This window comes from Brachybacterium sp. GCM10030268 (assembly GCF_042666305.1).
GTDB lineage: Bacteria > Actinomycetota > Actinomycetes > Actinomycetales > Dermabacteraceae > Brachybacterium.
The window spans coordinates 155,459-172,708 of the sequence record NZ_JBHTCW010000007.1; the positions used below are offsets into that span (position 1 = coordinate 155,459).

General features: G+C 69.8%; 20 protein-coding genes. 11 read left to right on the forward strand and 9 right to left on the reverse strand.

Features of this window, described 5'->3' with window-relative positions:
* Positions 1 to 33 precede the first annotated feature (33 nt).
* Positions 34 to 1,227, reverse strand: a complete 1,194-nt coding sequence (locus ACFQRD_RS11630) for an MFS transporter (protein WP_377017806.1) — start codon at positions 1,225 to 1,227, stop codon at positions 34 to 36.
* A gap of 462 nt (positions 1,228 to 1,689) precedes the next feature.
* On the opposite strand from ACFQRD_RS11630, the gene ACFQRD_RS11635 reads away from it, so the two are divergent.
* Complete coding sequence (locus tag ACFQRD_RS11635; protein ID WP_377017804.1) at positions 1,690 to 2,631, forward strand: iron-containing redox enzyme family protein; 942 nt, start codon at positions 1,690 to 1,692, stop codon at positions 2,629 to 2,631.
* Positions 2,628 to 2,843, forward strand: a complete 216-nt coding sequence (locus ACFQRD_RS11640; RefSeq protein ID WP_377017801.1) for a CDGSH iron-sulfur domain-containing protein — start codon at positions 2,628 to 2,630, stop codon at positions 2,841 to 2,843. The genes ACFQRD_RS11635 and ACFQRD_RS11640 overlap by 4 nt, the downstream gene beginning before the upstream one ends.
* A gap of 111 nt (positions 2,844 to 2,954) precedes the next feature.
* Here the strand turns inward: ACFQRD_RS11640 and ACFQRD_RS11645 are convergent, their stop codons facing one another.
* From ACFQRD_RS11645 to ACFQRD_RS11670, 6 genes are all read right to left on the reverse strand, one after another.
* Complete coding sequence (locus tag ACFQRD_RS11645) at positions 2,955 to 3,254, reverse strand: hypothetical protein (RefSeq protein WP_377017799.1); 300 nt, start codon at positions 3,252 to 3,254, stop codon at positions 2,955 to 2,957.
* A 228-nt stretch (positions 3,255 to 3,482) separates the two neighbouring features.
* Entirely contained in the window at positions 3,483 to 4,559 is a 1,077-nt protein-coding gene (locus ACFQRD_RS11650; RefSeq protein WP_377017797.1) for an aldo/keto reductase, read from the reverse strand.
* Positions 4,560 to 4,758: 199 nt separating this feature from the next.
* Positions 4,759 to 5,679 (reverse strand): class I SAM-dependent methyltransferase, encoded by a 921-nt coding sequence (locus ACFQRD_RS11655; RefSeq protein ID WP_377017795.1) that lies wholly within the window; start codon positions 5,677 to 5,679, stop codon positions 4,759 to 4,761.
* Between the two features lie 144 nt (positions 5,680 to 5,823).
* A complete protein-coding gene (locus ACFQRD_RS11660; protein ID WP_377804271.1) occupies positions 5,824 to 6,534 on the reverse strand; it encodes a phosphatase PAP2 family protein in 711 nt (236 codons plus the stop codon).
* Between the two features lie 211 nt (positions 6,535 to 6,745).
* The gene (locus tag ACFQRD_RS11665) at positions 6,746 to 7,744 is read right to left on the reverse strand and encodes a phosphotransferase enzyme family protein (RefSeq protein WP_377017791.1); all 999 of its coding nucleotides are present in this window, start codon (positions 7,742 to 7,744) and stop codon (positions 6,746 to 6,748) included.
* Between the two features lie 506 nt (positions 7,745 to 8,250).
* On the reverse strand, positions 8,251 to 9,009 hold the full coding sequence (locus ACFQRD_RS11670) for an SDR family NAD(P)-dependent oxidoreductase (RefSeq protein WP_377017789.1): 759 nt from the start codon (positions 9,007 to 9,009) through the stop codon (positions 8,251 to 8,253).
* A 141-nt stretch (positions 9,010 to 9,150) separates the two neighbouring features.
* Between ACFQRD_RS11670 and ACFQRD_RS11675 the strand changes: the two genes are divergently transcribed.
* A complete protein-coding gene (locus ACFQRD_RS11675; RefSeq protein ID WP_377017787.1) occupies positions 9,151 to 9,759 on the forward strand; it encodes a TetR/AcrR family transcriptional regulator in 609 nt (202 codons plus the stop codon).
* A gap of 124 nt (positions 9,760 to 9,883) precedes the next feature.
* On the opposite strand, the gene ACFQRD_RS11680 is transcribed toward ACFQRD_RS11675, so the two are convergent.
* Entirely contained in the window at positions 9,884 to 10,444 is a 561-nt protein-coding gene (locus ACFQRD_RS11680; protein ID WP_377804273.1) for a TetR family transcriptional regulator, read from the reverse strand.
* A gap of 85 nt (positions 10,445 to 10,529) precedes the next feature.
* Here ACFQRD_RS11680 and ACFQRD_RS11685 point away from each other — a divergent pair, with 85 nt between their 5' ends.
* The 8 genes from ACFQRD_RS11685 (at position 10,530) to ACFQRD_RS11720 (ending at position 16,406) form a co-directional block, all read left to right on the forward strand.
* The gene (locus ACFQRD_RS11685) at positions 10,530 to 11,276 is read left to right on the forward strand and encodes an SDR family NAD(P)-dependent oxidoreductase (RefSeq protein WP_377017783.1); all 747 of its coding nucleotides are present in this window, start codon (positions 10,530 to 10,532) and stop codon (positions 11,274 to 11,276) included.
* Positions 11,277 to 11,357: 81 nt separating this feature from the next.
* A complete protein-coding gene (locus tag ACFQRD_RS11690) occupies positions 11,358 to 11,876 on the forward strand; it encodes a GNAT family N-acetyltransferase (protein ID WP_377017781.1) in 519 nt (172 codons plus the stop codon).
* 72 nt (positions 11,877 to 11,948) lie between these two features.
* Positions 11,949 to 13,283, forward strand: a complete 1,335-nt coding sequence (locus ACFQRD_RS11695; RefSeq protein WP_377804275.1) for a lactate racemase domain-containing protein — start codon at positions 11,949 to 11,951, stop codon at positions 13,281 to 13,283.
* A 104-nt stretch (positions 13,284 to 13,387) separates the two neighbouring features.
* Entirely contained in the window at positions 13,388 to 14,248 is an 861-nt protein-coding gene (larE, locus tag ACFQRD_RS11700; protein ID WP_377804289.1) for an ATP-dependent sacrificial sulfur transferase LarE, read from the forward strand.
* A complete protein-coding gene (gene larB / locus ACFQRD_RS11705; protein WP_377804277.1) occupies positions 14,241 to 14,987 on the forward strand; it encodes a nickel pincer cofactor biosynthesis protein LarB in 747 nt (248 codons plus the stop codon). Before larE ends, larB begins: the two co-directional genes overlap by 8 nt.
* 77 nt (positions 14,988 to 15,064) lie before the next feature.
* Positions 15,065 to 15,667 (forward strand): TetR/AcrR family transcriptional regulator, encoded by a 603-nt coding sequence (locus tag ACFQRD_RS11710; RefSeq protein WP_377804279.1) that lies wholly within the window; start codon positions 15,065 to 15,067, stop codon positions 15,665 to 15,667.
* Entirely contained in the window at positions 15,664 to 16,089 is a 426-nt protein-coding gene (locus ACFQRD_RS11715; protein ID WP_377804281.1) for a DMT family transporter, read from the forward strand. The genes ACFQRD_RS11710 and ACFQRD_RS11715 overlap by 4 nt, the downstream gene beginning before the upstream one ends.
* A complete protein-coding gene (locus ACFQRD_RS11720) occupies positions 16,086 to 16,406 on the forward strand; it encodes a DMT family transporter (protein ID WP_377017769.1) in 321 nt (106 codons plus the stop codon). The genes ACFQRD_RS11715 and ACFQRD_RS11720 overlap by 4 nt, the downstream gene beginning before the upstream one ends.
* 36 nt (positions 16,407 to 16,442) lie before the next feature.
* Here the strand turns inward: ACFQRD_RS11720 and ACFQRD_RS11725 are convergent, their stop codons facing one another.
* Positions 16,443 to 17,162: an NPP1 family protein gene (locus ACFQRD_RS11725; RefSeq protein ID WP_377804283.1), complete on the reverse strand. Its 720-nt coding sequence runs from the start codon at positions 17,160 to 17,162 to the stop codon at positions 16,443 to 16,445.
* Positions 17,163 to 17,250 lie beyond the last annotated feature (88 nt).

Sequence of the window (17,250 nt, forward strand, 5' to 3'; positions counted from 1 at the left end):
CCACGCCTTTGTTCAGGGACGGCCGCTGCAGGATCAGGTCCGCCGCCGGGAGGAGCGGAAGGCCGGAGCGAGTGCGGCGCTGAGGAGGAACAGCCCCGCAATCGGCCAGAACGCCGTCAGCACGTCGTAGCCACTGGCCAGGAAGCCGATGAGCGGCGGGCTGACGAGGTTCGCGACGTATCCGACGCTGGCGACGGTCGAGGCCCGACGGGCGCCGTCGGGCCCCTCGGCCGCGGCGGACATCCCCAACGGGAAACCCATGGAGACCCCCACGGACCACAGCAGCACGCCGAGAACCGCGAGGGGAACGCCGAGATCCAGGGCCATGGCAGCCACGCCGAGAGCGCCGAGCGCGGTGCAGGCGCGGATCATCGTCACCCGTCCGAAGCGGTCCACCAGCGGGCCGCCGGCCACCCGGATCAGCACCTGCGCGGCCGCATAGACGCCGACGACTCCGGCGGCGAAAGCCTCGGACTGCCGCAGGGCATCCCGCATGGCGATGCTCAGCCAGCTGTTTGCGGCGCCCTCGCCGAACTCCGCGGCGAACATGACGACACCGATCGCCAGCAGGCGCAGATCCACCACGCCGCTGAGCCGGCGCCGCGACGTCGTCCCGGGATCCTTCCGCCGGCGCAGGCCCCGCGACCCACTGGGGACGAACCGCACCAGGACTACCGCGGCGAGGACGACGAGGACCGCCTGCCCGAGCAGCTGCGCCGCGGGTGCGATCCCCAGCCGTGCGCACACGGCGCCGATCCCGGCGCCGAGGACCGCACCCGCCGGCCAGGCTGCATGCAGGAACGGCATCAGTGTGCGCCGGGCGAGACGTTCGACCGAGGCGCCGTCGATGTTGATCAGCAGGTCGGTCGCCCCGATCCCGAGCCCGGCGATTCCCAGGCCGACGAGGAATCCCGCCACGCTGCTCGCCCAGACCGCCCCACCCGCAACCGCGATCCCGGTAGCCGCGGCACCGAGCATGACCAGTAGAGCACGTCGTGCCCCGGAGGTGCGCAGCATGATCGGTGCCGCCACGAGGCCGAGCGCCGAGCCGATGGTGGGGGCGAGCAGAGCAAGGCCGAGCTGCGCGTTGTCCAGCGAGAGCGTCTCGCGGATGGCAGGCAGTCGCGTCGCCCAGCTCGAGAGCGAGAACCCTCCCAGGGCGAACGCCACCAGGACGGCGCGCTGCCAGCCGCGCACCTGCGCGCGTCGCTCATGGCGTGACACCATCGTCGCCCTCCGTAGATTACAACGTGAGAAGGAGTGTAGTGGGTACACCCGTCCGCTGAAGCTGCCTCGAGGTGATCAGTATTTGCCGCCACTCCGTTCGCCAGGCCGTCCAGCACTCCGTTCGCCACACCGACATGCGACCGGAGCCCGCCGTCGTGAGCGTACCGACCACTAGGTTCATGATTGCCGCGGGTCAGTCAGCTGACCGTACGGGTCGTCGTGCACCCTCGTGACCAGGCCTTCCGTGCCGCCGCCTAGCTGGACCGCCCCGACCGCGGCTCACGCGTCCCGGGCAGGTGCGTGAGCCGCAGTCGCACAGGGCCATAGACTCCGGGCGATCTGTTCCCGGCCGCGCGTCGATGACCGCGAGATGAGGACTTCCATGCGCCCGCTGACGTGCCCGCCCACCGTTGCGCGACCCGCTGCAGCGCCACGGATATTCGTCGGAACCGGGAGCGAGCAATGCTGACCCCCACGGCGCGAGGATCCCTCAGCGACGCGGTCCTGGACGCGATGCGTTCGGGGGAGACCGCACGGGTGGGGTCGGTTCCCGAGGCCGACGGCCCTGACGACGTCCAGATCGCCCTGTGGTCCCTGTTCGAGCTGCACCACCGCGGCTTCGACGATGTTGCAGATGAGCTGGAATGGGACCCGCATCTGATCGGCCTGCGACGACAGCTGGAACAGAGCTTCGAACAGGAGCTCCGCGACCGCGCCCCTGAATTCCCCGAGCCCGGCGACTTCGCCGAGAACTTCTTCGCCTTCGTCGCCGGCCATGACGGCCCGTCGGTCGTGGGCCACCTGCAGAGCGCGGCCACGGCGGACCAGATGCGCCAGTTCCTGCGCCACAAGTCGATCTACACGCTGAAGGAATCCGACCACACCACGTGGACGATCCCGCGGCTGACCAACCGGGTCAAAGCGGCCGTGGTCGAACTGCAGTACGACGAGTACGGAGGCGGCGACCCCAACCGCCTGCACGCCCAGCTCTTCGCGCGTGGCCTCGAGGCCAGCGGCCTGTCCTCCGAGTTCGGCGCCTACATCGACGAGGCCCCGCTGGAGATCCTCGAGCAGGACAACGTCATGAGCATGTTCGGCCTGAACCGCCGGCTGCGGGCGGCGTCCCTCGGCTTCCTCGGCGCTTTCGAAGCCACCAGCTCCGCGCCATCCCGCAAGGTCGCCCGAGGCCTGGAGCGCCTGGGATTCCCTGCGGAGATCATCGAGTACTACACCGAGCACGTGGAGGCCGACGCGGTCCACGAGCAGCTCGCGATCCGGAACGTCTGCGGCACCTTGCTGGAGGAGAACCCCGACCAGTACGAGAACATCTACTTCGGCGCCTGGGCCTCGATGCACGTCGACGATCGCTACGCCGAGCGGATGCTCGCGGAGTGGGCAGCATGAGCGCCGAGGCGGCAGACGCTCACCCCGACGTCGTCCTGTGCCCGGGCGGCCCGATGCTGCTGCGCGGGGAGCACGTCATCCAGGACGAGGACGGCGAGGAGCACCGCACCTGGCGACCGGTCAGTGCCGTGTGCATGTGCGGGGGATCGGCCATCAAGCCGTGGTGCGACGGCACCCACAAGGTGATGCGGACGAAGCGGCCGTCGGCCTGAGAGCGATGCCTGAGGCCCGTAGAGCAGCGGGGCCAGCGGTGGTCTCTTCACACTGTCTGAGGGCCCCGATCAGGGCGCGACCACGGCGTCCGAGCGCGCACCGGGCCGGAGTCATGCGCCCAGGAGTGAGCCCACGTCCAGATTGCCGTTGAGGAACGTCAGGCCGACGCCGGCCACGGCGAGCAGGACGAAGGCGATGATCCACCCGAGCATCGACAGGAGGTTCAGCACGATGCCCCATCCGGCGCGGCCGCGGGCGGCCGGCTCGTTCCCGAGCGAGGAGATGCCGAGCAGCAGACCGACGAGCGGGGCGATCAGGATCCAACCGGCGAGCAGGGAGCAGACACCGAGGACGAAGCTGGCGGTGCCCTTGCCGGTGCCGTGGTGGGTGATCGTGCTGTAGGTGCTCACGGGGTCGTCCTTCGTCTCTGCGTTCCCGCCGAGCCGTTCCCGGCGAGTAACCGCAGACTACGAACGGGCCGGCGCGGCGCGGATCCGCCTACGGGATGGTGAGGATCAACCCCAGGGTGGATTCCGGGCGCGCCTGGGGATCACGCCGGTGCCCGGTGGCCCCGTTCCATCAGGCGACATACTCCGGCAGTGACCAGACCAGCTTCCCTAGCGCGCCGCGCACCGGGGTCACTCCTCCTTTGCAGCGTCCAGCGCCCGCTGGTGCTCCTGGTAGAACTCGGCCTCGGCCGGCTCCGGTCGGTCCTGTCCGTTGAGCAGGCGGTGCCACAGCGGGTAGTAGGCCGGCTGCTGGGAGGCCAAGGTGATGCGGTCACGGGCCTCCTGGGGGAGGGTGAGGTCGGCGGCGTCGAGGTCCTCCTGGAGATGCTCGAACGACCGGGCGGCGATCACCGTGCCGTCCACGCCCGGCCGATTGAGGATCCAGGAGATCACCACCTGGGGGATCGTCCAGCCCAGGTCCTCGGCGATCTCGTCGAACAGCTCGATGAGGTCGTAGGCGCGCTCGCGGTCCGTCACGTGCGGCTCCGGCCAGCCCGTGCCCTGCCTCGTATCCGACGGCGTCTCCTGGCCACGGCGCACCTTGCCATTGAGCAGGCCCTCGCCCAGCGGGCTCCACCCGAACGTTGCGACCCCCAGGTCGCGGGCGGCCGGGATGATCTCGTACTCGATTTCGCGAGCCTCGGGCGTGTAGTAGACCTGCTGCGCGATCGGGGCCTCGAGCCCGGCCTGCCGCGCCTCGTACACCGTCTTGGTCAGCTGCCACGCGCTGTAGTTCGACACGCCCCAGTAGCGGACCTTGCCGGCACGGATCAGGTCGGTGACGGTCTGGATGGTCTCGAGGATCGGCGTCTGGCCGTCCCACTGGTGCATGTACAGCAGGTCGAGGTGGTCGGTGCCCAGGCGCTGCAGGCTGTCCTCGACCGCGCGGGTGACGTGCTGCCGGCTGGCGCCGGTGTCGTTGGGGCCCTCGCCGATGGAGGTGCGGGCCTTGGAGGTGAGGATGATGTCCTCGCGGCGATTCCCCAGGGCTTCGCCGAGCACCCGTTCGGAGTCCCCGGCCGAGTAGATGTTGGCCGTGTCGATGAAGTTCACGCCGCGGGAGATGGCCTCGTCGAGCTGCCGACGGGCATCGTCCACCGAGAGCCCGGCGATCTTCTCGAAGCCGCCTCCGGAGCCGAAGGGGATCGTCCCCAGCGCCAGACGGGAGACGTACAGACCGGAGTGACCAAGACGGATGTGATCCATGGGATGCCTTCCTCTCGTGCTGTGGCATGAGGTCGCCCATGCGGGGCGAGCAGCGTGCTTCGACCGTACGTCACGCCCGACGGAGCCGGACACCCCGGCGCCCGCCGGGGAGCGCCGGTTTCGGGCGCTTCCAGCCGTGACCGCAGGTGGGGTCAGCCTCCAGCAGCGGGCGCCGCAGTCGGGCGCGAGCGAATCGGGTTCAGAACCCGGGTACCAGCTCGAATGTCCAGGCCACCAGGGACGACTGCCCCGCCTTGGCGGCGTTGGTGGCGTCGGCCGCCCAGGGATGCAGCTCCCAGATGCTCGGCGGACCGGGGGTCAGCGGCGCTGCCTTGTCCTCGGGGCCGACGGTGACGTCGCCGCGGAAGGTCTCCTCGCAGGCCCGCACCCCGAAACCGTGCGGTAGGGCGGCGCGCAGATAGTCCCCGAGGCCGTGGCTGAATCCGGTGATGTGCCCGGTGCGGCCGTCGGGAGACTGCTTGACCAGGGGATAGCGCGGCGATCCGATGAAGTGGCCGCGGGTGTCGAGCACGATCAGATGGCCGCCGGGTCGCATGACCCGCGCCGCCTCGGCGAAGAACGGAGCCAGGTCACCGAGGTGGGTCAACGCCAGGCTGCACACCACGTGGTCGACATCGCCATCCGGCAGAGGAAGAGCGGTAAGCTCGCCCGGAAGGAATCGAGCCTCGGGGACGGCCGTGCGGGCGCGCGCCAGCATTGCCTCGGAGAAGTCGACGCCGACGACGTCGTGGCCGCGGTCGACCAGCTGCCGGGTGACCGCACCGGTCCCGCAGGCGGCATCGAGAGCGCGCCCTGGAGGGAGGGCATCGAGCATCGGAGCGAGCACATCGTCACGCATCGGGAAGCAGCCGTTGTCCTCGCCGTCGTAACTCTCCGCCCAGCCGTCATAGCCATCGGCCACCGGCAGGGGAGGAACATCGATCCCCGGCCCGAGCTCGTCCGCGCGGTCCAGGAGGTGACGCACCTCGGCGATCCGAGCCTCGGTGAACGCCCGGTCGTACTCGCCGGCGAAAGCACGCATGAGGGCCACGCCTTCGAGGCCCAGCAGATAGGCCAGCGGGTGCTGGTGGATGGTTCGGTCGGTGGATTCGTCGGGCATGGGGCCAGTCTTCGAGGCCGATCCGTCCAGGGCAAACAAGTTTCCCCGGCAGCGTCGATGCAGGGCGTTGCGTTGCACCTGATCCCCCGGGTTCGACCGGCATAACACGCCGCGCTTCGGGCACGGCCAACATCGGACCAAGCGTCAGTGAGCGGCGCGCAGCGACATCCGAGATAGGCGTCGATCCGCGCGATGAGCGCCCCCTGGGTGATGGCGGGGCGATTCCGTCGAGAGAATCCGATTGACGATCGAGAAGCGCGTGGACCAGTGAAGGAGCCGTCGGACGGGAGGCGTCCCCCAACGGGCGGCGAGGATGACGAGCACGGTCCCGAGCAGCGCCCCGGCCAGGACGTCATGGAAGTAGTGAACGCCCACCACGACACGACACGTTGCGATGAGGCCCGCCATCGGAAGCGCTAGCAGTCCGAGCCGAGGTGCCATGGCCAGCACGCCCACAGTGATCGCGACGGCGATCGTGGCGTGGTTGCTCGGCCAGGACCAATTCGAAGCCTCCGGGCAGCTCGTGATCGTGCGCACGGAGAAGTTGTGGCACGGGCGCATCTCAGTGACCAGCATCTTCATGGACTCGCTGGCGATGTACGCGCCAATGACACCGAAGCCGGCCGCGATGCCGCGAGCGAGCCGGTTCACTCCGTACCGACGCGCTCGCCACGCGGCCACGCTGAACAGAGCGATGAGCCCGAGGATGCCGTACTCCGAGATCGCCTCGGCCAGGGTCTGCACGGGCGCAGGCAGACCCGCGGACCAGGCGACGGTTCCTCGGTACGTCATGCCACGGACGAGAAGGAGAACGATGACGCTCAGAAGCCCGACTGAGGCGATGCCGAGGATCAATCGCCGGGGGGAAGGGGGAGTGGAGGAAGGTATGGCGAACAGTCAACAGCGGGCTCGGTGTGGGTTCGTCAGCCTGGAGGAGGAAGCGAGGAGCAACGGCCTCAACCGAGGGTCGCAGATGCCTTGAGCTGCCATCGGAAGTTGCTCCGCCACCCGGCCGGTCGGAGTACATCTCCCCGCGCGGATCTGTCACGAGCGCCCTCGATGGCGGTCAAGGTCGTCGACCAGTCCAATGCGGGGCCGAGAGTTCCTCGACCGCAGCGTGCGACCAGCTCGAGGACGTGTCCGAAATCGGCACCATCGCGAGCGTGTACCAGAGAACCAGCGCACGCCACCATCGAAGCTCCGAGTCGGTCAGAGAGTTGGTCGATTCGTACCCCCGCAAGAACTCGCCACGCACGTCCGGGGTGACCGGCTCCCATTCCGTGAACTTCGTGCCGAGGAGAACCGCGGAACGCGCCAGCTCATCGAGCCGGTCGTCGACCCGGGCTTCGTCGAAGTCCAACACCGCAGATATCCGTCCGTCGGACCACAGGACGTTCGTGGATCGGAAGTCTCCGTGCAGGAGTTGCGCCGGCCGGTCGTCGCCTCGGTCAGGCAGTGCATCTCTCAACGTCCGGATCGCCTGTGGCGGAAGATGCGCACGGTCACCGTGCAGCCATGCCTCGATTCTCTCGGACAGGCTCGGCACGCCCTCGGGCGAGGCCAGCACGCCACCCGCATCGGGAGCCTGGGCGAGTGCGTGGTGCAAGCGACCCAGAACGGCGCCGGAGGCATACACCTGAGCCGGGTCGTCCACGTCAAGGATCTGTCCCGGCACCTTGCGCTGCAGGGCCAGGGAGACGCCGTCCACCTCCACCTGCAACCGGCCATCTAGAGCAACGACCGGTGCCGAGACAGGGATGTCGTCGTCAGCCAAGGCAGAGACGATGCGCGAAAGCGCATCCAGACGCTCGAACTTCTCGCGCGCGATCGACCACTTGGCGACCAGAGACCCCGACGACGAACTCAGCCATGCCAGCGCGTTCTTGTCGGACATCACGATGCGCGTGCAGTCCGAAGCATCAATCCCCCAGACGGCCCGAACGGTCTCCGTGATCCACTCCGATGCCGCCTGGGCATCGCTGAACCCGAACCGATCACGCAGCACGTCATGAGGGGACGCTCGCTCCCACAGCATCTCGACCGTGGGTGTGGTCAGATCACTCATCGCTCAAGCAGACCACGACTGCGGCCCGCTCGGGGAGGGGTCGTCACCTGGTCGGGGCCTCCTGCCCGCGCTGAGCTACGCCGTCCTGGGCCTGAGCACGACATCTTCGCTCGCGCTGATCGCGATGTTCGTCGCCGCGATGGCCACCGCCGTGAACCGAGTCGTCGTCAGCACACTGCGACAGGCGGCAGTGCCCGATCGGCTGCTGGGACGCGTCAACCCGGCATACCGCCTCATCGTGCTGGGCGTGGTGCCCATCGGAGCGCTGGCTGGAGGCCTGGTCGGCCGCTGGCTCGACGTGCCGGCCGTCTTCGTCTGTGCCGCCGTGGGGCTGACCGTCGCCACCGCGGTCCTGGCGCCGCACGTCACCACCCGCTGCGGGACGCAGAGATGCAGGACGAGGCGGTTCGTCCGTGAACCTGCCTGCCACGACAGGATGGACGCAGAGGCGATCAGCACTCCCTGCGGCCCCTCGCGCGCCCAGGAGAGCCGAAGGACCGTCTCGATCATGGGTAGACCTGCACCTCGCCGCCGTCCACGAACAGCTCGCTGCCGGTGATGAAGCTGGACTGGTCCGAGGCCAGGAAAAGGACAGCGTTGGCGATCTCGGCGGGTTCACCGGTACGGCCCAGCGGTATGCCGCTGGCCATGCCCTCGAGCATCGCCTCGGCGTGACGCGGGTTCTCGGCCAGGCCGCGGAGCCCAGGGGTATCGGTCGAGCCGGGCACGACGATGTTGACGCGCAGGCCGCGAGGCGCGAGTTCAGCGGCCCAGACCCGACTGAACTGCCGCAATGCCGCCTTCGTGGCGGAGTAGACGCCGAAGCCGGCGACGCCGCGACGTGCCGAGCTGGAGCCGGTGAGCACGATGCTCCCGCCGCTCTTGAGCAGGGGGAGCGCCTTCTGAACCGTGAACACGGTGCCTCTGACGTTGATGCCGAAGGTGTGGTCGAAGGCCTCCGCGGTGAGCGCGTCCAGGGGCTGGCCCGCCTCGCCCCCTCCGGCATTCGCGAAGAGGATGTCGAGCCGGTTCCCGTCGTCGGCTATCCGTCCGAACAGTCTGTCGAGGTCATCGAGATCGGAGACGTCGTTCTGAATCGGGATCGCTCGATCGCCCAACGTCTGGGCGGCGGATTCGAGCTCCTGTGTGCGCCGCCCGGTGATGTAGACGTTCGCGCCCTCGGCGACGAAGCGTTCGGCGGCGGCGAGCCCGATGCCCGTGCTCGCGCCGGTCACCAGGGCCGTCTTGTCTGCCAGCTGTCCCATGAGCGTTGGTCCTATCCCGTGTCCTGCGTCGAGGCGAGGCGGGTACCCATCCGGTCACGGGGCCTCGCGCTGGTTCTTGACCGGTCGGTCCACCATATATGCATGGTGGACCGACCGGTCAAAAACCCATATCCTGGGGGCATGGCGAGGCCGCGACAGTTCGACGAGGACGAGGTGCTCCGTGCGGTGTGCGATCAATTCTGGGACGCCGGCTACACGGCGACCTCGCTGCAGGACCTCATGCGGGCCAGCAATATGGGCAAGGGCAGCCTCTACGCCGCTTTTGGGGGAAAGCGTGAGCTGTTCCTGCGGGTGCTGCGCCGATACATCGCCTCACTCGATCGCGCGTTGCGCCGGTCGTTCGACTCCGCGCCGCAGGCGGTCGAGGCGCTGCGATCCTTCGTGACGATGCCGGTCGGTGACCCTGACGGCGTGGCCGCGCGACGCGGCTGCCTGCTCGCCAACAGCACTACCGAGCTGGCCACCGCCGATCCCGCCGTCGCCGCCGAAGCGCGGCAGGCCTACGAGGGAGTGACGGCGGTGCTGGCCGACGGCGTGCGCCGTGCGCAGGCCCAGGGCGACCTGAGCGCATCCGCCGACCCGGTCGCCACAGCCCGGGCGCTCCTGGCCGCGCAGCAGGGCGTGACTTTCATGGGACGCACCGGGATGGACGTCGGAACGCTGGCGGCGACGGCGCATTCGCTCGCGGACACGATCCTGCCTGCCACGGCCGACGGTCACGGGAGCTGAGACGTCTTCACTCGCGCTGGCCACGAGGTTCGTCGCCGCGATGGCCATCGCCCTGGATCAAGTCGCCGTCAACACACTGCGACAGGCGGCAGTGCCTGTTCGGCTGCTGGGACGCTGCCTCGTCTCAGGTGCCGGCCTGCAGCATCCGCTCGACAGCGATGACGACTGCTTGTCGGCGAGCGGCGAGCGCCTCCTCCGTGCCCGAGTTCTTCTCGAGACCGGTGAGCCCCTCGGGTGAGAACTGCCAGGCCTGCGCGATGGCGTAGATGAAGACCAGGACGTCGACGGCCGTCAGCGGCCGGGCAGCAGCCGTCGCGACGGCGAGCGTCTTGTCCCGATAGACATCGCTCGGCTCAGCGGCGGCCTCGGGTCGCTCGAGCTGAGCCCACATGCTCAGGCGGAGCACTTCAGGGAAGCGCTGATGATGGTCGAAAACGTCCCCGGCCCAGCCCGCGAGGTCCTCCGGACGCGGAGGGACGTTCTCGGCCATGCGACGCAGTGCCTGCGCAAGCGTGGCGTCGAACAGGCCGCTCTTGCCGCCGAAGTACGCGTAGATCATCCGAACGTTGCACTCCGCCTGCGAGGCGATTCGCTCCACTCGACCGCCGGCAAAGCCGTGGGCCGCGAACTCCACGGTTGCCGCGGCAAGCAGCCGTTCCCTCGTGGCCTCGGCGTCACGTGCCATCCGTCTGCCCCTCCCGTGGGTATTGACGAGCTCGTCCTCGGCCACTAGCTTACAAGTAAGTACTCATTTACTTACTGGAGGCGACATGACCCGCACAGCACTCGTGACCGGAGCCAACCGCGGACTTGGACGGGCCACCGCGCTCGCACTGGCCCGGGAAGGGCTCAACGTCGTCGTCGCCTCGCGGGGCGGTGCGAGCGAGGTCGTGGACGAGATCGTCGAAGCAGGCGGCGAAGCCATCGAGAGCCGGATGGATGTCGCGGACTTTCCCTCCATCGAGGCGGCCTGCGCCGCGGTGCTCGCCGGTATCGAGCAGACGTGGAACGCGAGCACACTCGACGTGCTGGTCAACAACGCCGGCGTGGGACTGTTCGCGCCACTCGGCGACATCACCGCCGAGGAATTCGACGCCACGTTCGCCGTCAACGTCCGGGGCCCTCTCTTCGTCACGCAGGCCCTGCTTCCCCACCTGTCGGAGGGAGCGAGCATCGTGAACGTCTCGAGCTCGCTCAGCCGGCACGTCAGTCCGGCGACCTCCGTCTACGCGGCATCGAAGAAGGCGCTCGAGGCACTCACTCGGAGCTTTGCCCTCGAACTGGGCCCACGGGACATCCGGATCAACTCGATCGCCCCCGGGCCGACCGCGACCGACTTCAACGGCGGAGCCATGCGCGATGACGACACCATGCGCACGGCGTTGTCGGGGCAGACCGCGCTCGGACGCGTGGGCGAGCCCGAGGACATCGCCGACGCGATCGCTGCCCTGGTGTCCCCCGGGTTCCGCTGGGCAACAGGTGAGCGGATCGAGGTATCCGGTGGTGCGCTGCTGTGATCACGGCAGGTGGGGCTTCGGGGTTCGATGAGGTTTCGCACGGGCACAGAAGTCCCTGACGGGCACCGCTACGCTCGCGCCATGTGTGATCGGGCAACTCACGTACGAGACGCGACCGAAAGTGACGTCGACGGGCTGACAGTGCTCGGGGTCGAAGTGCAGAGACTCCATTCCAAAGGTCGGCCGGACCTGTTCCGCTCCGCCGAACCGGAGGCACTTCGTGGCTTCTTCCGCAGTCGGCTGTCGGAAGGGTCGCTCGTCCTGGTTGCAGACCATGGCGGATCAGACCTCGACGGCTACGTCTTTGCCGAGGTCCTCGAACGCCCGCAGTCGCCGTTCAAGTACCAGCACACCGACGTGTACATCCACCACATCGCGGTTGCCCAACGGGCTCGGCGCCGAGGCGTCGGCGAGTTGCTCGTCGCCGAGACTGCCCGTCGAGCTCAGCAGGCCGGAGCCGCCACCATCCGCCTCGACTCGTGGTCCTTCAACACGGAGGCACACAGGTTCTTCGAGGCTCAGGGGTTCAGTACCGCGCGCCTCATCTTCGAGCTCCGTGGAGATTTCGTAGTAGCTGGCCGGACGCGTAGCTGCCAGTGAATGAGGTGTCGCCGCATGGCAACACCCCGCCCCACCTTGGCACCCCCAGCCCGCCCAGCGCATAGTGGAGCGATGAGCGAGCAGACGACGACGATGCCGACCATCGAGCCGATCCCGGAGGGCCTGGCCGAACGCGCGGCCCTGCTGGGCGGTGCGGAGGGCACGCTCACCGACGAGCAGATCCGCCAGTTCGTCACCGAGCAGCTCGACGGCACCGACTACGACGGCAAGAGCGTCTGCCTGATCATCCCCGACGGCACCCGCAACGTGCCGCTGCCGAAGGTGCTGCCCGCGATCCACGACGCGCTCGCCGGCCGCGCCTCCTCCGTGACCGTGCTGATCGCACTCGGCACCCACGCCGCGATGAACCAGGACGCGATCGATGCGCTGCTCGGGGCCACCGAGCGCGGCGCGCAGGCAACCTATCCCGAGTGGAAGGTCGTCAACCACGCCTGGCACGACCCGGACCAGATCGCCGATCTCGGGGAGATCTCCGCCGAGCGCATCGCCGAGCTCACCGGGGGGCTGCTCACCGACGTCCCGATGCGCGTGCAGATCAACCGCCTGTGCGTCGAGAGCGACGTCAACCTCGTCGTCGGCCCCGTCTTCCCCCACGAGGTCGTCGGCTTCTCCGGCGGCAACAAGTACTTCTTCCCCGGCTGCTCGGTGCACGACGTCATCGACATCTCCCACTGGGTGGGCGCGCTCATCACCGCCAGCCGCATCATCGGCACCCTGGGGATCACCCCGGTGCGCCAGCTGATCGACGCCGCCAGCGACCTCATCGACGCCGAGAAGCACTGCTTCACCATGGACGTCGCCGAGGGCGGCGCGGACCTCGGCGCGATCGCCTACGGGGACCCGCAGGCCGCCTGGGCCGCGATGGCCAAGATCTCCGCACAGACCCACATCACCTACGTCGAGCGGCCCTACAAGCGCATCGTCGCCCTGGTCCCGGAGATGTACGAAGACATCTGGACCGGCGCGAAGGGCTTCTACAAGTCCGAGCCGGTGTGCGCCGACGGGGGAGAGGTCATCATCTACGCCCCGCACATCACCGAGGTCGCCGCCATGCACCCCGGCCTGCGCGACATCGGCTACCACAACATCGAGTACTTCACGAAGCAGTGGGACCGGTTCAAGGACCACCCCTGGGGCGAGCTCGCCCACTCCACGCACGTGACCGGCCTGGGCACCTACGACCCGGTCACCGGCGAGGAGAAGCAGCGGGTGAACCGCTCCTTCGCCACCTCCATCTCGCCCGAGGTGTGCGCGGAGTACAACGTCGGCTACGTCGACCCGGCGAGCCTGGACATCGAAGCCCTGCGCCACGACCCCGACACCCTCGTCATCGACCACGCCGGCGAGGTCCTCTTCCGCCTCGCCGAGGAGCGCGATTCCCAGTGACCGCCACCCGCACCCCGAGCTCGAGCGCGACCCCGGCCCCGAGCGCGATCCCGGCCCCGGCCTCGCTGTTCCACCCGGGCCGCACCGACATCGATGAGTGGTCCATGACGCCCGAGGCCCTCAGCGGCGAGACCCTCCACCACGCCGACGAGATCGCCGCGCAGCTCAGCGGCATCGGCCGCCTTGGCGTCGCCTACTCCGGGGGCGTGGACTCCGCGACCCTGCTCGCCCTGGCCGTGCGCGCCGTCGGCGCCGAGAACGTGGTGGCCCTGCTCGGCGTCTCCCCGTCCCTCGCCCGCCGGGAGCGCCGCCTCGCCCACCGGGTGGCCCGGGTCATCGGGGCCCGCGTGATCGAGGTCCACACCCGCGAGGCCGAGAATCCCGAGTACGCGAAGAACGACGCCGCCCGCTGCTTCCACTGCAAGGACGAGCTGTTCACCCGCATCGGTGACGACATCGTCGGCGAGCACCGGCTCGATGCCGTGGCCTACGGGGAGAACGCGGACGATGCCACCCGCCACGACCGCCCCGGTGCGGGCGCCGCCACCCGCCACCGGGTACTGCGGCCCCTCTCCACCGCCGGCATGACCAAGCAGCACGTCAGGGACGTCGCCCGCGCCCTGTCCCTGCCGGTCGCGGACAAGCCCGCCGCTCCCTGCCTCGCGTCCCGCGTGCCCTTCGGGCAGGAGGTCTCCCCCGAGAAGCTCCGCCAGATCGACGACCTCGAGGACGCCGTCTACGAGCAGGGCTTCAGCGACTGCCGGGTGCGCCACCACGGCGACATCGGCCGCATCGAACTGCCCACGGACGAACTGCCCCGCGCCATGGAGCCCGGCATCCGCACCGCCCTGGTCCAGGCCGGCAAGGAGGCCGGGTTCCAGCACGTGACCATCGACCTCGACGGCATCCGCTCGGGACTGTTCTCCCTGCAGGTGGTCGGCAAGGGCGCGAGCGCTCATGGGTAAGCCGGGCCCCGGGGCCGACGGCGAGGCCCGCGTCGCCGACGGATGGATCGACGGAGTGGCCGAGCTGGACCTCGGCCGTGCCCGCCGCCGCGGCGCCCCGGAGGCCGTGCTCGCCGACGCCAAGAGCGTCGAGCAGGTCGGCGCCATCGCCGCGGAGTACGCCCGCCTCCACGCCGACGGTCGCGAAGATCTGGGCCCCGTGCTGTTCACCCGCACCGACCGGCAGCGGGCCGAGGCCGTGCTCGTCGCGCTGCCGCAGGCACGCTATGAGGACGAGGCGCGGATCGTCGCCTGGCCCGCCGAGCCGCCCGCGCCCAGCGGGGGAGAGGTCGTCGTCGCCTGCGCCGGCACCAGCGATCTCCCGGTGGCTCGCGAGGCGGAGCTGACCGCCCGCTACCTCGGCCGGCCCACCCGCCTGATCGCCGACATCGGCATTGCGGGCCTGCACCGGCTCCAGGCTCGGCTGCCCGAGCTGCGCCGGGCGGCCTGCGTGGTCGTCGCCGCGGGGATGGACGGCGCGCTGCCCACCGTCATCGCCGGGCAGATCAGCGCCCCCGTCGTCGCACTGCCCACCTCCGTCGGCTACGGCGTGGCCGCCGGAGGCCACACCGCGGCGCTGACCATGCTCTCGGCCTGCGCCCCGGGGATCGGCGTGGTCAACATCGACAACGGCTACGGCGCCGGGCACCTCGCCGCCCAGATCGCCCGCTGGGCACCGGCGCCCGAGGACCACAGCTGACGCCTGGGTGAGGCTCAGGGCACGTCGGCGTCCGGCCTGCTTGCCTTACTTGCCTATCCGGTCGGTAAAGTATCCCCATGACCTCCCCCTCGCCGTCCACCACCACCGAGACCCGCCCCGCGCACCGCCCGTCGGCGCGCGAGGCCATGCTCGATGCCGCCGAGGCGCACCTCGGCGCCGACGGCACGTTGAGCCTGGAGGCCGCCGCCCGCGCCGCCGGGGTCTCCAAACCTGGCCTGATGTACCACTTCGCCACCAAGGAGGAGCTGCTCGCGGCGGTGCTGGACCGCATCGCTGAGCGCTACGAGCAGGAGATGCTCGCCCGCATTACCGAGCCCGGCGGGCAGAGCGCCGAGGACCTTGCTGGCGTCCCTGCCCGTCAGCGCTTCCTCGCCTACCTCCAGTGGGCCTGCCAGGGCTCGCTGTCCCCGGCGGACCTCGTGATCTTCGCCGACCCGCGCCTGCGCGTGACTCTCACCGAGCGGTGGCAGGAGCAGCTGGACCGCTGGCTCGTCGTCCCGCCCGAGACCCCGGCGGACCCGCGCCGACGCCTGCTGGCCGTACGGCTGATGGCCGACGGGGTGTGGTTCGATCGCGCCAGCGGGCTGCTCGAGATCCCGGCCGACGAAGCCGCGTCCCTCGAAGAGACCGCCGCGGATCTGCTCGGCGGCGAGTCATGACGGCCTGGCTGCTGCTGGCCGGAGCGATCCTCAGCGAGGTCACTGCGACCCTGGCCCTGCGCGGCGCATTGGACGTCCCCGCGCTCTACGGGCTCGTCGGCGTCGGCTACATCCTCTCCTTCGCACTGCTGGTCCTGGTGCTGCGCCGGGGGATGGGCCTCGGCGTCACCTACGGGATCTGGGGCGCCAGCGGTGTGGTGCTGACCGCGCTGCTCTCGGCGGCTCTGTTCGGTGAGCCGCTGACCACGCTGAAGGCGACGGGCATCGCCCTCGTCGCGGCCGGGGTGGTGGTCGTCGAGCTCGGTTCCCAGCGCGCGCAGGCGGCCGACGCCTCGTCGCCGGGCGCGCGACCCGCGGAGCCCGGTGCCGACCATGCCCGGCGCACACCCGGGCCCGATGACTCACCGGAGGGGACGACATGAGCTGGCTGCTGCTCAGCGGCGCGATCGGATCCGAGGTCGCCGGCACCCTGTCGCTGCGGGCCGCCGCCACGGGCCGTCGCGCCTGGTACGCCCTGGTGGTGCTCGGCTACCTCGGGGCCTTCGCCTTCCTCTCGGCGACGCTGCGGACGGGCATGCCGCTCGGGGTCGCCTACGGCGTGTGGGTCGCCATCGGCATCGTGCTGACCGCGCTGGCCTCCCGCGTGATCTTCCGCGAGGCCCTCACCCCGATGATGCTCGCCGGGATGGCGATGATCGCCGCCGGTGTGCTGCTCATCGAGCTCGGCGGCACGCACTGAGTGTGCCCGGCGGCGCTCGCCGAGCAGTAGGTTCCCTTACCGGGTGCGTCCCAGCAGGTCCATGATCTGTCCCGGCTCCCCGGGCCAGGAGTGGTACACGTTGCGCTGGAAGGCGCCCTCGCGGATCAGCGGGGTGCCGGCGCCGTAGTCGCCCTCGTTCAGCGCGGTGCGCGCGGCCTCGGGCAGGTCCTCCCAGTCGATCAGCGGGTGGAGGTCGCCGGGCTGGTCGTGGAGCCACATCGAGTGCGTGACCTTCTCGCCGTAGCGGCTGTAGCCGAGCATGGGCCGGCCCTCGTGGGTGACCTCGGCCGACGGCTCCACCGTGAACAGCCTCCCGTGCTGGGAGTAGCTGAAGGAGATCATCTCGGCCTGCGCGTCGGCGGCCCCGTCGGCCTGCGCCGCGCTCTCCGGCTCGCGCAACCAGACGACCGCGCCCTCCCAGTCGTGGCGGTGGCCGCGGCCGGGGGAGGGGCAGTCCTTGGGGAAGTACCAGGCGTAGACGATCGCGCGGTACCCGGGCAGCGCGGCCGAGCGCGAATAGGCCTGGCCGCGGGAGTCGCGCCCGCCCTCGTCCACCGACTCCGTGGGCAGGCCGGCGCTGATATTGCCGTCGGCGTCGACCCCGGGGTGGGGGACGCAGCCGGTCAGCGGCGCCAGGTAGGGCTGGAACCGTTTCGCCAGGATCTGGCGCGGCTCGAGGGGGTCGACCTCCTCGAAGCCGACGATCTGGTCGTACGGAAGGGTCGGGATGCTCACTGGGGGACCCTCCTTAGTGCGGCCTTGTTCGGTAGGGTCGTGACCACTCGGTCCCGGCGGGTGCATGGCCTAGGATGCGAGCCGTTCG

What these genes read in the sequence shown, in the direction of transcription:
- ACFQRD_RS11630 (WP_377017806.1), bottom strand. Translation starts at nt 1,227, where the DNA reads ATGGTGTCACGCCATGAGCGACGCGCGCAGGTGCGCGGCTGGCAGCGC.
- ACFQRD_RS11635 (WP_377017804.1), top strand. Translation starts at nt 1,690, where the DNA reads ATGCTGACCCCCACGGCGCGAGGATCCCTCAGCGACGCGGTCCTGGAC.
- ACFQRD_RS11640 (WP_377017801.1), top strand. Translation starts at nt 2,628, where the DNA reads ATGAGCGCCGAGGCGGCAGACGCTCACCCCGACGTCGTCCTGTGCCCG.
- ACFQRD_RS11650 (WP_377017797.1), bottom strand. Translation starts at nt 4,559, where the DNA reads ATGGATCACATCCGTCTTGGTCACTCCGGTCTGTACGTCTCCCGTCTG.
- ACFQRD_RS11655 (WP_377017795.1), bottom strand. Translation starts at nt 5,679, where the DNA reads ATGCCCGACGAATCCACCGACCGAACCATCCACCAGCACCCGCTGGCC.
- ACFQRD_RS11665 (WP_377017791.1), bottom strand. Translation starts at nt 7,744, where the DNA reads ATGAGTGATCTGACCACACCCACGGTCGAGATGCTGTGGGAGCGAGCG.
- ACFQRD_RS11670 (WP_377017789.1), bottom strand. Translation starts at nt 9,009, where the DNA reads ATGGGACAGCTGGCAGACAAGACGGCCCTGGTGACCGGCGCGAGCACG.
- ACFQRD_RS11675 (WP_377017787.1), top strand. Translation starts at nt 9,151, where the DNA reads ATGGCGAGGCCGCGACAGTTCGACGAGGACGAGGTGCTCCGTGCGGTG.
- ACFQRD_RS11680 (WP_377804273.1), bottom strand. Translation starts at nt 10,444, where the DNA reads ATGGCACGTGACGCCGAGGCCACGAGGGAACGGCTGCTTGCCGCGGCA.
- ACFQRD_RS11685 (WP_377017783.1), top strand. Translation starts at nt 10,530, where the DNA reads ATGACCCGCACAGCACTCGTGACCGGAGCCAACCGCGGACTTGGACGG.
- ACFQRD_RS11690 (WP_377017781.1), top strand. Translation starts at nt 11,358, where the DNA reads ATGTGTGATCGGGCAACTCACGTACGAGACGCGACCGAAAGTGACGTC.
- ACFQRD_RS11695 (WP_377804275.1), top strand. Translation starts at nt 11,949, where the DNA reads ATGAGCGAGCAGACGACGACGATGCCGACCATCGAGCCGATCCCGGAG.
- larE (WP_377804289.1), top strand. Translation starts at nt 13,388, where the DNA reads ATGACGCCCGAGGCCCTCAGCGGCGAGACCCTCCACCACGCCGACGAG.
- larB (WP_377804277.1), top strand. Translation starts at nt 14,241, where the DNA reads ATGGGTAAGCCGGGCCCCGGGGCCGACGGCGAGGCCCGCGTCGCCGAC.
- ACFQRD_RS11710 (WP_377804279.1), top strand. Translation starts at nt 15,065, where the DNA reads ATGACCTCCCCCTCGCCGTCCACCACCACCGAGACCCGCCCCGCGCAC.
- ACFQRD_RS11715 (WP_377804281.1), top strand. Translation starts at nt 15,664, where the DNA reads ATGACGGCCTGGCTGCTGCTGGCCGGAGCGATCCTCAGCGAGGTCACT.
- ACFQRD_RS11720 (WP_377017769.1), top strand. Translation starts at nt 16,086, where the DNA reads ATGAGCTGGCTGCTGCTCAGCGGCGCGATCGGATCCGAGGTCGCCGGC.